We start from the raw sequence: 13461 nt of genomic DNA, 5'->3' as shown, positions 1-13461 counted from the left end.
CTAATAAAAAGTAAATAAATAAAAAGATAGCATTCGGTTTTTATGACAGAATGACCTACACCGATACACATGAGTGAGACAAAGTTTTTAAATATGGACAGTTTGTCATTTCAATCCATTGATGAAGATGCGGAATTGATTCCGTTAATGACGCCCGAAGATGAAGAAGAAATTAATAGGGAAGAACTGCCAGCAACACTACCAATACTACCGCTTCGAAATACCGTATTATTTCCAGGCGTTGTGATTCCAATTACTGCTGGACGCGATACATCTATTCAACTAATTAAAGATGCTAATAATGGCGGAAAAGTGATTGGAGTAGTGGCACAAAAAGATGAAGCAGTTGAAAATCCAACCTTAGAAGATATCAATACGTTAGGGACAGTAGCGCGTATTTTACGTGTGTTACAAATGCCAGACGGAAATACAACCATCATTATTCAAGGAAAAAAGCGTTTTGAAGTAGATACATTATTGCAAGAAACGCCATACATGGAAGCAACGGTGAAAGAAGTGCCAGAAACACGACCAGACAAGGATGATGAAGAGTTTACGGCGATTTTAGATTCTATTAAAGAGATTGCATTACAAATTATAAAGGAAAGTCCAAACATTCCGTCAGAAGCTTCTTTTGCGATTCAAAATATTGAAAGTTCTTCGTTTTTGATCAATTTTATATCTTCAAATATGAACTTGACAGTGAAAGAAAAGCAAGAATTGTTAGCTGTGAAAGATTTGAAGCAACGCGCCTTGGCAACGTTGAAAAGTATGAACTTGGAAATGCAGAAGCTGGAATTGAAAAATGACATTCAGTCCAAAGTTCGCCACGATTTAGATCAGCAACAGCGAGAATATTTCTTGCATCAGCAAATGAAAACCATTCAAGAAGAATTGGGTGGCGGCGTTTCGCATGAACAAGAAGCAGAAGACATGCGCACACGTGCCAAAAAGAAAAAGTGGGACGAAAAGGTGAAGAAGCACTTTGATAAGGAATTGGCAAAAATGCAACGCATGAATCCACAAGTTGCCGAATATTCCATTCAGCGCAATTATTTGGAGTTGTTTTTAGATTTACCTTGGAATGAATTCAGCAAAGATAAATTTGACCTAAAAAGGGCACAAACGATCTTAGACCGCGATCATGCTGGTTTGGAAGATGTAAAAAAACGGATCATAGAATATTTGGCAGTACTCAAACTGCGCAACGATATGAAATCGCCCATTTTATGTTTGTATGGACCTCCGGGTGTTGGAAAAACATCCTTAGGAAAATCTATTGCAGAAGCGTTGGGAAGAGAATATGTGCGTATTTCTCTTGGCGGATTGCGTGATGAAGCAGAAATTCGCGGACATCGTAAAACCTATATTGGCGCCATGCCAGGACGAATTATTCAAAGTTTGAAAAAAGCAGGAACGTCAAATCCTGTGTTTGTATTGGATGAAATTGACAAGCTTTCTAGCAGTCACAATGGCGATCCGTCGTCTGCGATGTTGGAAGTGTTGGATCCAGAACAGAATACGGAGTTTTACGATAATTTCTTAGAAATGGGCTACGATTTGTCGAAAGTAATGTTTATAGCCACGGCAAACAGTTTAAGTACCATTCAGCCAGCGTTGCGCGATCGTATGGAAATCATCAACGTAACAGGTTATACTACGGAAGAAAAAGTAGAAATTGGAGGAAAACATCTGTTGGAAAAACAATTAAAAGAACACGGACTTACGTCGAAAGATTTAAAAATAGGGAAGAAGCAACTCGAAAAAATTGTAGAAGGATACACACGTGAAAGTGGCGTACGTGGACTGGAAAAGCAAATTGCTAAAATGGTGCGTTATGCGGCAAAATCCATTGCCATGGAAGAAAAATACGAGAAAAAAGTGACCAATGCGATTGTAGAAGAAGTTTTAGGACCTGCACGCATGGAACGCAGCAAATATGAAAATAATGATGTAGCGGGTGTGGTGACAGGATTGGCGTGGACAAGCGTTGGCGGTGATATTTTATTTATAGAATCTATCTTATCTAAAGGAAAAGGAACGCTTTCCATTACAGGAAACTTAGGGAAAGTGATGAAAGAATCTGCAACAATTGCCATGGAATACATGAAATCCAACGCAGACTTTTTAGGTGTGAAACCTGAAATTTTCTCTAAATACAATGTGCACATTCACGTTCCGGAAGGTGCGACACCAAAAGATGGACCAAGTGCTGGAATTACCATGTTAACTTCCTTAGTTTCTTTATTCACACAGAAAAAAGTGAAAAAAGATATTGCCATGACAGGCGAAATTACCTTGCGAGGAAAAGTGTTGCCTGTTGGCGGAATTAAAGAAAAAATCTTAGCCGCGAAACGTGCAGGTATCAAAGAAATTATTTTGTGCGCACAGAACAGGCGTGATATTTTAGAAATCAAAGAATCCTATTTAAAAGGACTTACATTTCATTACGTAACCGAAATGAGCGAAGTGATAAAACACGCCATTACAGATGCGCCTGTAAAGAATGCAAAAACGTTGTCAGTAGACTAACGGAATTTGAAATTGAATTTTAAATTGAAAAATGAACTTGGACGTATGTTTGAGTTCATTTTTTTGTTTTAGTTGATGTTTCAACTTTCAATATATATCATGTCACTTTGAGTAATTTTTCGTAATGTTTTACATTGAGCTTAGTCGAAATAAAATGTAGAAAAATTGTATCGAGAAGTATCTAAAAACACATAGTTGTTCTCTATATATTTTTATGTTTGCTTCGCTACATAAAAACACTCTAACAGACGGTTAGCGTTTCAACTTTCAAGTTCAAGGTCAAACAACACTAAAAAACTCCAAATCTTTTTTGTACAGATCTTCTAGGTTCTCAACATCGAGTGTATTTAGATAGTCAATAATTTCCAAGGCGTCCATTTTTGAAATGCTATCGTCGTACATGCTTGGAACGAGTTCCATCATGGTATTTTGAATGTGTGAAATCATTAGAATCATATCTTCACAATACACGGACGGATTGTTGAACCCATTTTCTTTTTTATGACGATGCACCAAACGTCCACCGCGACAAACACTTACAACAGGACATTCTAAGCATTTGGAACATAATTTTTCCGTACTTTCTTCAAAATAGAGTTTTCCTAACGGCAATTGTACAATTTCCTTAAAATCATGCGAAAACACATTCATATTGGTTTTGGTAAAGTTTTCACCGCAGCCTTTTAAAGAATCAATAGCTTCAATATCGCCATTGGTTTCTATGACCAATGCATGTGCTTCATGACGCGCAATTTTTTGCGAACCTAAAATCGCATTCGTCAAACCGTTAAAAAACGGAATAATTGGTCGGTTTTCATCCTGAATCCATAAATCGTAGAGTTCAATCAACCATTTCCCCATCGCTTTTGGTGGGTACGGGAAACTATCATGCGTATAGTCGGGCAATAAGAAATTTACGTAATCTGAGGAAATGTCTGTTAAATGTGTATACGTTGTTTCAGCCGATTCGTCAATATTCATTACACTAATTACAGAGACAAAACCTAGTTTGCGTTTGAGTAATTGTAAACCGCGAATGACATCATCATAACTGCCATTTTCTTTGTGATCTTTCCGATACATATCGTGCGCTTTTTTTGTGCCGTCTAAACTTACACCTGGAAATATGTTGTGTTCCTTTAAAACTGCTGCCCATTCATCATCAATCAAAACGCCGTTGGTTTGTACATTGTATTCAAAAGTAGTGTCAGGAAACCATTCTTGTAAACTTTCCGCCTGACGGATAAATTTCCCAAAAAAAGATTTGTCAATCAACAAAGGTTCGCCGCCGTGAAACGTAAAGGTGAACACTTCTTGCGGATATTCTTTCAAATAATTCGCCACACGCGTCACAATATGCGGAATCATACTTTCTTTCATGAATTTTGGTTGATTTCGAAAAGAAGTATCGCCCAAATTATACATAAAACAGTACGAGCAATTCAAATTACAGCGACTGGCAACTTTTAAAACTAAACGGTTGAAATGCATAGGAAAAACAATAAAGATTAAGGTAAAACTTTAAAAAACAGTTGCCCAACTTGTTAAACTAAACACGTTTATAAGGCATTTTGTTGAGCAACTGTCACGATTTTATGTGAGTTTTTAGCAATTAAGCATGTTCTCTGGTAGTTGTTTGTTTTGCTTCTTCATATGGATATTCTCCATCTCTAATGCAACGAGCAGTACCTTCATGCCAGTAATATCCGTCTGGACATCTTGGGCCACCGCCACCAGTTGGGTAATGAATAATATCATCAATTGGAATATCAGCGACACCTCCAAAAATACTGTCTAAATCTGCTATCTGTTTCTCCGATAAAGCAGCTACTGTTTTGTTTAAAAAAAACTTTTTTTTCATAATAGTTTGATTGTTGTGAACTCTACTCTAATGTTTAAAATGGCTTTTTGAGATCCTCCATTTGGCGAATTAATTCTTTTTTAAGGTACGTCCGTTTTTGGTTGATAAACAAGGAAACTAAGTGCGGTTTTATAAAATCTCATCAAAACATATATGCTTAAATCACCATATTAGTAAAGGATTGTCAATAAAAAGTGTAGTTTTGCCGCAGAATAAAATCATTTATGAGAAATATCTGATTTTTTTGAAAAAGGTGTAAAATATTTATGATATGTACACGTTTTGAATAAAGATTTTAGTTAATTTGTACACATGCAGAAAAAGATCCTCTTTTCCTTTTTTTTGTTTATGACTACGCTAGCTTCCGCACAAATCGGAGGTAGATACACGTACCAGTTTTTAAACTTAGTTTCTTCGCCAAGACAAGCCGCTTTGGGAGGAAAAGTGATTACGAATTATGATAAAGATGTGAATCAGGCATTGTTCAATCCTGCGACGATTAATTATAGAATGGACAATCAACTGTCTGTAAATTACGTCAATTATTTAGGAGATGTCAATTATGGTTCTGCTGCTTATGCTTATACGTGGGACAGAAGAGTGCAAACTTTTCATGCAGGAGTTACCTATGTGTCTTACGGTCAGTTTGACGGATATGACGAACAAGGGAATTCTACGGGAAGCTTTACAGGAAATGAAGTTGCGTTGTCGTTAGGATATGCATATAATATTCCAAGAACGGACATTCATGTAGGTGTCAATACAAAATTTATTAGTTCCAAATTAGAGCAATACAATTCTTTTGGCGGCGCTGTTGATTTGGGAATGATGTATATAAATGAAGAATTGGAATTTAATGTCGCGCTTGTTGCACGAAATTTAGGTTTTCAATTTACAACCTATGCAGGATTGCAAGAGCAATTGCCCTTTGAATTGATCTTAGGATTGTCGCAAAAATTAGAACATGTTCCAATTCGCTGGCATGTTACTTTTGAAAATTTACAGGAATGGAATATTGCCTTTGCCAATCCAAACAGAGCTGAGCAATCTATTGAAGGCGGAACTACCGAAGAAGAAGTTACGTTTTTCCAAAATATCATTCGCCGTACGATTGTGGGTGTAGAATTGTTTCCAGACAGAGGATTCAATATTCGCTTAGGATATAACTTCCGTAGAGGTGAAGAATTGAAAATTATAGACCAACGTAATTTTTCAGGAATTACGGCTGGTTTTGGACTTCGAATCAACAAACTCAAATTTGATTACACCTATGCACGTTATGCCATTGCTGCCAATACCAGCATGTTTGGTGTAACGATCAACTTACAATAAACTTTCGCCAAACGGCACAAAGGACGCGATCATGAAAAAAATTATCATTGCCATTGATGGTTTCTCATCCACAGGAAAAAGTACGATTGCTAAACAACTGGCTAAACAACTCGCTTATATTTATGTAGATACGGGCGCCATGTATCGTGCGGTGACTTTGTATGCAATGCGCAAAGGATATATTACTGACGATGATTTTTCTGAAAACGATTTGGTGGCAGATTTACACAACATTCATCTCAACTTTATATATAATGATGCGTTAGGCTTCGCCGAAATGTACTTAAATGATGAAAATGTGGAGAAAGAAATTAGAACCTTAGCAGTTTCTGACCATGTGAGCAAAGTGGCGGCTGTTCCAGAAGTTCGGTATCAATTGGTAAAGCAACAACAGAAAATGGGCGAAGATAAAGGCATTGTGATGGACGGACGTGATATTGGAACTGTTGTTTTTCCGGAAGCAGAATTAAAACTCTTTATGACAGCTTCCCCAGAAAAAAGAGCTATACGGCGTTACAAAGAACTGATTGAAAAAGGAGATGATGTTAAATACGAAGATGTGTTACGAAATGTGCAAAATCGCGATTATATAGATTCGCACCGAGAAGATTCACCTTTACGACAAGCAGAAGGTGCTATTGCTATTGATAATAGCGACATGGGACTGAAAGAGCAGTTTGAACGAATTTTGAATTTGGTAAAACGAACTATAAACGTATGAAAGTTAATGAGGTCCAATAAAAACACACTATAATTAGTATTTTTTGAAATGCTTTTTTTATGTAGTTTTTTAGAAAGAAATCACATAAGTCCTTACATAATATGAAAACTTCCAAACAGATATTTTTAATATCTATCAATATTTTTATTGTATTTCTAGTGTCTTCATGTGCAAAAAATAAAAATAATAAAACTCAATTAGACACTCCACAAGAAGGAACCAACGTAGAGACTAATACTTACCAAGCAAGTTTAACTGGAGAATTTAAAAAATGTTATGTGACTTTTAATCCTGTAGGTTACAAAGGCAATCATTTGTTTAAAGTATATACGCAAAGTAGCACAAAGCCTGAATATTACTGGGGTTTTTCCATTGTTCGCGAGCAGGATTTATCTGATGATGTATATTTAGATCAATATAGAATAATTTACTGTAAAGAATTTATATTTAACGGAAGAGAAATGCTTTCAACAGGATCTACATTGCTACATTATGGAGAATCTGAATTTACATACAAAAGATTAGGAGCTTCTGAACCTACAGGTGGATTTCATGGGAGAGAAAAATTTACAGAAATAAGCTTTCTTATAGATGGTAATTTAATAAATGATAGTACTACTGGATTTAAAATGAGAGGATGTGAAAGTTTTACATATATACAAAAAAGTATTATGTATAGAGAAGATAATGCACACACGGAAGATGCTACGCATTTAAAAACAACAAAAATCTCAGATGGTGGATACTTTACAAAAAATATAATTACAGCTAAAGATATGATCCCGATGAATACTTGTTTTGGGTCTATTGTATCAATTAGTATTGATGTGGCAAAACAAGGATCTGTCGATAATAAGGAAAATACTGTTCGTTTTAATCAAAATGGGAAAAGAAAACTAGAAGGATATAATGATGTATTATTTGTTTGGAACGATACAAAAAAGTTATCTGCAAATATAGAAAGCAAGTTCAGTACATACAATATGTATGCTAATCAATATATCTGGGATACTAAACGTTACAGGAAGTACTACAGGTACTTTCAAAATACGAATTTAAATAAAGGACAATCTTGGTCTTTTGAAACAAAAGTTATTTTTGATAAATTATAAAGAATAAAAAAAGCTCCCAATTTGGAAGCTTTTCTAATTTTATATTTTGTTGTTTTCCTTACGATAAATGCGGAATGACCAATTCTTGTCCTGGATGAATCACATCTGGATTGTCCAAAATATCTCCGTTTGCTTTAAAAATAGCATGGTATTGATTTGCTTTTCCGTAATACTGTTTTGCAATTTTTCCTAATGTATCTCCGCTTGCTACGGTGTGACGGTGAAAAACTGAATCATCAGCTACTTCAATATGTGCATCAATATCTTGTGGCAATTCTCCTCCAAGTTCTTTAATTTTATCCCAAAGTAGGTTCTTTTCGTATTGTGTTCCAGCAGTTCCAGTTATTTTTAAAACGCCATCCGCTTCTTCAACATTTCCATTTTGAATATTTAATTCTTGTCCAAGGTCCAAAACACCTTGATATTTAGCTTTTACACTCATTCTTTTGTTATTTTAATTATTAATAACATAAATATAGTTCAAAAAAATAAATTTCGTGTTATGTAAGTGTTACAATCTTTTTTTTCGATGAAAATCATATTTTGCAGCTAAAATGTATTCAATACACTGTGTTTGCAGAACTATAAGTTTGTAAATCAAAATAATAATCATACTTTTGCACTCCTTTTGGCATGACAGAGAATTCTAAAGGGACAAAGGAAATTTTTATAAATATAACATTCTACTGCTTTTACATGCAAAAATTCTCTAAATGAGCAGTATACAAATTTTACATCAGCAAATGGCTGAAGAAAACACAAACACAGACGTTCAGGACGTTAAAAACCCTGAAGAATTCTTAGCAAATTTCAACTGGCACAATTACGAAGAAGGAATTGACCAAGTAGAAGACGAAAAGTTAGAAGAATTCGAAAAATTAGTAGCAGAAAATTTCGTTGATACAGATGATGATGCTGTCGTAGATGGAACTGTAGTAAGAATGACAGACAGAGAAGCGATTATTGACATAAACGCAAAATCTGAAGGTGTCATTTCTTTAAACGAATTTCGTTACAATCCAGACTTAAAAGTAGGAGACAAAGTAGAAGTATTAATTGACGTTCGTGAAGACAGAACAGGACAATTAGTATTATCTCACAGAAAAGCGAGAACCATCAAAGCATGGGAGCGTGTAAATAGTGCTCATGACAAAGGTGAAATCGTAAACGGTTTTGTAAAATGCAGAACTAAAGGTGGTATGATTGTAGACGTATTCGGAATTGAAGCGTTCTTGCCAGGATCTCAAATTGACGTGAAGCCAATTAGAGATTACGATCAGTATGTAAATAAAACAATGGAATTCAAAGTGGTTAAAATTAACCATGAATTCAAAAACGTGGTAGTTTCTCATAAAGCGCTTATCGAAGCAGATATCGAAGAGCAGAAGAAAGAAATTATCGGTCAATTAGAAAAAGGTCAAGTATTAGAAGGAGTTGTGAAAAACATTACTTCTTACGGTGTATTTATTGATCTTGGAGGTGTTGACGGATTGATCCACATTACAGATCTTTCTTGGTCTCGTATCAACCATCCAAATGAGGTTGTTGAGTTAGATCAGAAATTAAACGTTGTAATCCTTGACTTTGATGATAACAAATCAAGAATCCAATTAGGATTAAAGCAATTAAGCGCGCATCCTTGGGAAGCTTTAGATTCTGAATTAAAAATCGGAGATCAAGTAAAAGGAAAAGTGGTAGTTATTGCTGATTACGGTGCATTTATCGAAGTTGCAGAAGGTGTTGAAGGATTAATTCACGTTTCTGAAATGTCTTGGTCTACACACTTACGTTCGGCTCAAGATTTCGTAAAAGTTGGAGATGAAGTAGAAGCTAAAATCTTAACGTTAGATAGAGAAGATCGTAAAATGTCACTTGGTATCAAGCAAATGACGCCAGATCCATGGACTGATATTACAACAAAATATCCTGTAGGTTCTAAACACACAGGAACGGTACGTAACTTCACTAACTTTGGTGTATTCGTAGAATTAGAAGAAGGTATTGATGGATTAATTTACATCTCAGATTTATCTTGGACTAAGAAAGTGAAGCATCCATCTGAGTTTGTTACGGTTGGAGATCAATTAGAAGTATTGGTATTAGAATTAGACGTAGATGGACGTAAATTAAGTTTAGGTCACAAACAAACTACAGAAAATCCTTGGGACAAGTATGAAGGTGAGTTTGGTGTAGGAACTACGCACACTGCTGAGATTACTGATACAAATGACAAAGGTGCTACAGTTGCCTTAAACGAAGATGTAGTAGCGTTCATTCCTTCTCGTCACTTAGAAAAAGAAGACGGAAAGAAATTGAAGAAAGGCGAAACTGCTGAATTCAGAGTTATTGAATTTAACAAAGAATTCAAAAGAGTCGTTGCTTCTCATACAGCAATCTTCAGAGCAGAAGAGCAAAAGAATGTTCAAGCTGCGGCGAAGAAAGCACAGCAATCTAAAGATGCTAATACAACTACGTTGGGAGACATCAACGAATCTTTACAGAAATTAAAGAACAAAATGGAAGGAAAATAATTCCGAACATTTTTTCACATACGAGAAAGCCGTTTCTAACTAACTAGAAACGGCTTTTTTAGTATCTAAATTAACTTTACAAAATCTTACTTTGTACTGAAATGTAAAGGTATTGTATACTTTACACTTACATATTTGCCTCCTTGCATTGCTGGTGTCATTTTGGGTAACAATGGTATCACCCGTTTTACTTCTGCTTCTGACACAGGATGATTTCCGCGAATTTTTACATTTTTCACAACGCCTAAATAGTCAATTTCAAAATAAACATCAATGATTTGTTTAGAATTTACAGGCTGATTTTTATGAATAATTCCCAGATCAATTTCTCTATATAAAAACGCTAACACCTTATCTGTAAAGCACTGTTTTCGCTCTTCTTTCATTTCAAATGTTTCACAGCCTGGAAAAACAGGAAGTATTTCTACACGATCAAAAGAGATTATATTTTTTTTAGTAAAATCTTCTACAATTCCAACTTGAACCGTAAATACATCCGTAAAAATTTTATCGACTGTATCATTCTTATTCGCTATCGTACACGGAAAAACCACAGGCTGCAACTCTTTTTTAAGTCTTACAATTTTGAAATGTTTCTTTACCGTTTTTGCGTTCTTCTGATTCAAAAAATGATATGAAATCTCAGTTTCAAGCATGCTATTCTTAGTATTGAGTTTAGCTAGCTTTTCACGTAATTTTTTTGTTGATATTTGACGCAATTGTACTTTATTAGCAACATTTCGAATGGGTTTTTCAAAATAAAAAGGCGTCTTATTCACATACCCAATACAATATAGTTGATACTTCAGTAGGTCATTTAATCGGTATGTAAAACGACCATTTTCAGACTTCAATCGTATAAAACTGTTGAATTCTTTCGGAACCAAATACACAAATAATTGATCAAAATCTTCCGTGTTTTTAATGGTAAGCTCATAATCAGAATACGTAATTGCCGTCGTTTTGGTATCATTTTGAATAGTTGTGTTTTCTCTATTTTGAAGACTAGCTACAACTTCTTCATTAATAATTCGATCAATATTTTTCCAGCCAGTTGTTTGTATAGAAGCTCTGTAACGACGTTTTCTTTTCTCTTTTTGAATGATGTTTGCAAAGGAAATAGTATCGCTTTGTTGCAAACTATTTTGACGATTTAGGACTCGCGGCAATTTAACGTTCAATTCTTTCGCTACTTTTTGAGTAGTCAGTGCCAATTCATTCAAATACAAATTTTGAACTTGTTGTTTTGAAAACGCTTGATACTTTTCTTCTGCGCTCAACATTGAATCTATTTTTTGTTGGGTTTTTGCCAACGCCAAACGATACACTTTTTGTTGTGAAACATAAAAATCATTCAATTTTGAAACTTCTTTGGAAATAGTTGCCACGTTTGTCAATCGTTGTTTTGAAAACTCCCAAAACTTCGTGTGAATTGCTTCTCCAGCTGTAGTATAAGCAATAATAGAGTCGGAAACATACAAATCTTTATCTAAATTTTGTAAATACACGTCTAACATATAATTCGCTTCCCTGCAATTCTCATGAATCACTTGCAAGCGCGCTTCAAAAGCTTTGGTCGCAATAAATGTTTGTTGATAACGTTCATCCCAAATGGCATTTACTTTCAACGGATTTAAACCTAAAATCGTTTTTTGTACTCTAGTTTTTGATTTCACAGTGTCTCTAGTACGAACAACATCTAATGGTAAATTGTCACTAGTAAAACCTACGTTCAACGCATCATTTACACCCCAATCTTTTAGGGTTTTGTCTTTAGTTTCCAGAACATTTGAAAAACTGTAATACAAACTATCCGTAAATTGTTTGTGGGTAGCATCATATCCTTTTTTAGCCAATGTTTCCAAATAATTTGGCGGATAAAAATTCAAACTCAAAATATCTTGCGGAATTAATGCTTTGCTCAGTGGTTTCGGATTCACCCAATTGATGGTTCCATCTGCGGCAACTTCGCCATCAAACAAGTGCATGTCATTTTTATAATGCAGCGTTGGAATGTCTGCGGTAATTTCTTTTTTAGGATGAATCTCTAGTTTTTGTCCATTTTTGGTGGCTTCTATCAAAAACATGCCGCCAGTTTCTAAAGGCTTTCCGTTGTGAAGTGTTGATAATCCTGCTGTCATAATCGTTTCTGCATGTACAGCTTCTGTAATTTCTAGCGTAATAGGATCATTGATAAAATTTTGATTCGCGTCTACAAAAGCATTTCTAGGAATTAAAAATACAATGCCGCTTTGCGTTTCTACAATCGTATCTTTATCAGCGGAAATCGTGAAAAACTCAGATGGAATCTGTTCTAAAGGTTTTGTTGAGATGCTTTCTGCTAAAAGTGAAGTCGTAGATTTTTGGATACTTTCCTTTGTTTTTATTCTAGGAATGGTGTCAGGATCAATGACGACTTCTTTCTTGGCAACAACGTTTAATTTTGGTGGTGTTGCTTGTTCCACTTTCGTTGGAATTCTCTCAGCTTCAATAGTACTTTCTGCGGAAGCGTTTATAAAATACCAAACAGAAAGTGCGATTATGACAGGAATTACAATTAGTCCAATCGTTTTCATAAACTTCCAAAACTGATACGTTTTCTGCGCATTTTGAATACTTTGTTGCAATGAAATACGTTCCAAACTTTGTACTAACTGTGTTTGTAACTCAACGTCATTCTTAAAATTCGGATCAGCTTCCATACGCATTTCAAATACTAGTATTTCTCCTTCAGAAAGTACGCCTAAGAAGTACTTTTCTATCGTGGCAATCGTTTCTAATTCTGGTCTCATCGGTTCGCCTTTAAAGTTCGTAATTCGTTCTTAGCGCGCTCCAAACACTTGTATTTCTGTGTTTTGGCTGATGATTCTGAAGTAAAACCGAGCAATTTGGCAATCTCCCGCATTTTCTTCTTATCAACATAAAATAGCGAGAGTAGTTTTAGACACTTATCTCCAATAGATCGCAAGGCTTTTTCAGCCAATTGATAGGTTGCTTCTTCTTGCAGATGAATTTCCACAGGAATTGTGTCGTCTTTTAAAAACGCTTGTTCAAAAGCATTGGTTTGTTTATTTTTTCGGTGTAATTGATCTTTCCATAAATACTTGCAAATACTGAAAACGTAGGTTTCCACACGTGCAGTTAATTTAAAATCGGGTGTTTTTACTTTTCGGTAGAAAATAAGCAATGCTTCTTGAAACACGTCTTGTGCTTCTTCTTTGGTGCCACCATGTTTGCATATAAAGCGCGATACCTTTGGAAAATACCTGTAAATTTTCACAAAAGCTTTCTCTTTTTGATCAGAAGTCAGCAATTGTAACAGTTTTTGGTCTTGCATAAATAATTCTTTATATACTTAATGGTATAACTGCA

10 protein-coding genes are annotated in these 13461 nt (G+C 35.1%); 5 read left to right on the top strand and 5 right to left on the bottom strand.

Annotated features, from left to right (window positions below):
• Positions 1-69: 69 nt before the first annotated feature.
• Positions 70-2532 (top strand): endopeptidase La, encoded by a 2463-nt coding sequence (lon, locus tag KORDIASMS9_RS20805; RefSeq protein WP_114904705.1) that lies wholly within the window; start codon positions 70-72, stop codon positions 2530-2532.
• A gap of 279 nt (positions 2533-2811) precedes the next feature.
• On the opposite strand, the gene KORDIASMS9_RS20800 is transcribed toward lon, so the two are convergent.
• Together KORDIASMS9_RS20800 and KORDIASMS9_RS20795 are read right to left on the bottom strand one after the other, a co-directional pair.
• Positions 2812-4023: a radical SAM protein gene (locus KORDIASMS9_RS20800; protein ID WP_114904704.1), complete on the bottom strand. Its 1212-nt coding sequence runs from the start codon at positions 4021-4023 to the stop codon at positions 2812-2814.
• A 121-nt stretch (positions 4024-4144) separates the two neighbouring features.
• Entirely contained in the window at positions 4145-4393 is a 249-nt protein-coding gene (locus KORDIASMS9_RS20795) for a hypothetical protein (RefSeq protein ID WP_114904703.1), read from the bottom strand.
• Positions 4394-4705: 312 nt separating this feature from the next.
• Here KORDIASMS9_RS20795 and porQ point away from each other — a divergent pair, with 312 nt between their 5' ends.
• The 3 genes from porQ (at position 4706) to KORDIASMS9_RS20780 (ending at position 7558) form a co-directional block, all read left to right on the top strand.
• Entirely contained in the window at positions 4706-5725 is a 1020-nt protein-coding gene (gene porQ / locus KORDIASMS9_RS20790; RefSeq protein ID WP_114904702.1) for a type IX secretion system protein PorQ, read from the top strand.
• Between the two features lie 31 nt (positions 5726-5756).
• Positions 5757-6446 carry a (d)CMP kinase gene (gene cmk, locus KORDIASMS9_RS20785; RefSeq protein WP_114904701.1) on the top strand — a complete coding sequence of 230 codons (690 nt, stop codon included), beginning with the start codon at positions 5757-5759 and terminating at the stop codon, positions 6444-6446.
• Positions 6447-6547: 101 nt separating this feature from the next.
• Positions 6548-7558: a hypothetical protein gene (locus KORDIASMS9_RS20780; protein ID WP_114904700.1), complete on the top strand. Its 1011-nt coding sequence runs from the start codon at positions 6548-6550 to the stop codon at positions 7556-7558.
• A gap of 58 nt (positions 7559-7616) precedes the next feature.
• Here KORDIASMS9_RS20780 and KORDIASMS9_RS20775 read toward each other — a convergent pair whose 3' ends face one another.
• Positions 7617-8000, bottom strand: coding sequence for a LysM peptidoglycan-binding domain-containing protein (locus tag KORDIASMS9_RS20775; protein WP_114904699.1), 384 nt, complete (start codon positions 7998-8000; stop codon positions 7617-7619).
• A gap of 301 nt (positions 8001-8301) precedes the next feature.
• On the opposite strand from KORDIASMS9_RS20775, the gene rpsA reads away from it, so the two are divergent.
• On the top strand, positions 8302-10089 hold the full coding sequence (gene rpsA / locus KORDIASMS9_RS20770; RefSeq protein ID WP_114905311.1) for a 30S ribosomal protein S1: 1788 nt from the start codon (positions 8302-8304) through the stop codon (positions 10087-10089).
• Positions 10090-10175: 86 nt separating this feature from the next.
• Here the strand turns inward: rpsA and KORDIASMS9_RS20765 are convergent, their stop codons facing one another.
• Both KORDIASMS9_RS20765 and KORDIASMS9_RS20760 read right to left on the bottom strand, forming a co-directional pair.
• Positions 10176-12881, bottom strand: coding sequence for a hypothetical protein (locus KORDIASMS9_RS20765; protein WP_114904698.1), 2706 nt, complete (start codon positions 12879-12881; stop codon positions 10176-10178).
• Positions 12878-13426, bottom strand: coding sequence for an RNA polymerase sigma factor (locus KORDIASMS9_RS20760; protein WP_114904697.1), 549 nt, complete (start codon positions 13424-13426; stop codon positions 12878-12880). Before KORDIASMS9_RS20760 ends, KORDIASMS9_RS20765 begins: the two co-directional genes overlap by 4 nt.
• Between the last annotated feature and the right edge of the window lie 35 nt (positions 13427-13461).

This window comes from Kordia sp. SMS9 (genome assembly GCF_003352465.1).
Taxonomy (GTDB): domain Bacteria; phylum Bacteroidota; class Bacteroidia; order Flavobacteriales; family Flavobacteriaceae; genus Kordia.
The sequence above is the reverse complement of the archived record's forward strand: the minus strand, read 5'-3'. Positions and strand labels throughout refer to the sequence as shown.

What these genes read in the sequence shown, in the direction of transcription:
- lon (WP_114904705.1), top strand. Translation starts at nt 70, where the DNA reads ATGAGTGAGACAAAGTTTTTAAATATGGACAGTTTGTCATTTCAATCC.
- KORDIASMS9_RS20800 (WP_114904704.1), bottom strand. Translation starts at nt 4,023, where the DNA reads ATGCATTTCAACCGTTTAGTTTTAAAAGTTGCCAGTCGCTGTAATTTG.
- KORDIASMS9_RS20795 (WP_114904703.1), bottom strand. Translation starts at nt 4,393, where the DNA reads ATGAAAAAAAAGTTTTTTTTAAACAAAACAGTAGCTGCTTTATCGGAG.
- porQ (WP_114904702.1), top strand. Translation starts at nt 4,706, where the DNA reads ATGCAGAAAAAGATCCTCTTTTCCTTTTTTTTGTTTATGACTACGCTA.
- cmk (WP_114904701.1), top strand. Translation starts at nt 5,757, where the DNA reads ATGAAAAAAATTATCATTGCCATTGATGGTTTCTCATCCACAGGAAAA.
- KORDIASMS9_RS20780 (WP_114904700.1), top strand. Translation starts at nt 6,548, where the DNA reads ATGAAAACTTCCAAACAGATATTTTTAATATCTATCAATATTTTTATT.
- KORDIASMS9_RS20775 (WP_114904699.1), bottom strand. Translation starts at nt 8,000, where the DNA reads ATGAGTGTAAAAGCTAAATATCAAGGTGTTTTGGACCTTGGACAAGAA.
- rpsA (WP_114905311.1), top strand. Translation starts at nt 8,302, where the DNA reads ATGGCTGAAGAAAACACAAACACAGACGTTCAGGACGTTAAAAACCCT.
- KORDIASMS9_RS20765 (WP_114904698.1), bottom strand. Translation starts at nt 12,881, where the DNA reads ATGAGACCAGAATTAGAAACGATTGCCACGATAGAAAAGTACTTCTTA.
- KORDIASMS9_RS20760 (WP_114904697.1), bottom strand. Translation starts at nt 13,426, where the DNA reads ATGCAAGACCAAAAACTGTTACAATTGCTGACTTCTGATCAAAAAGAG.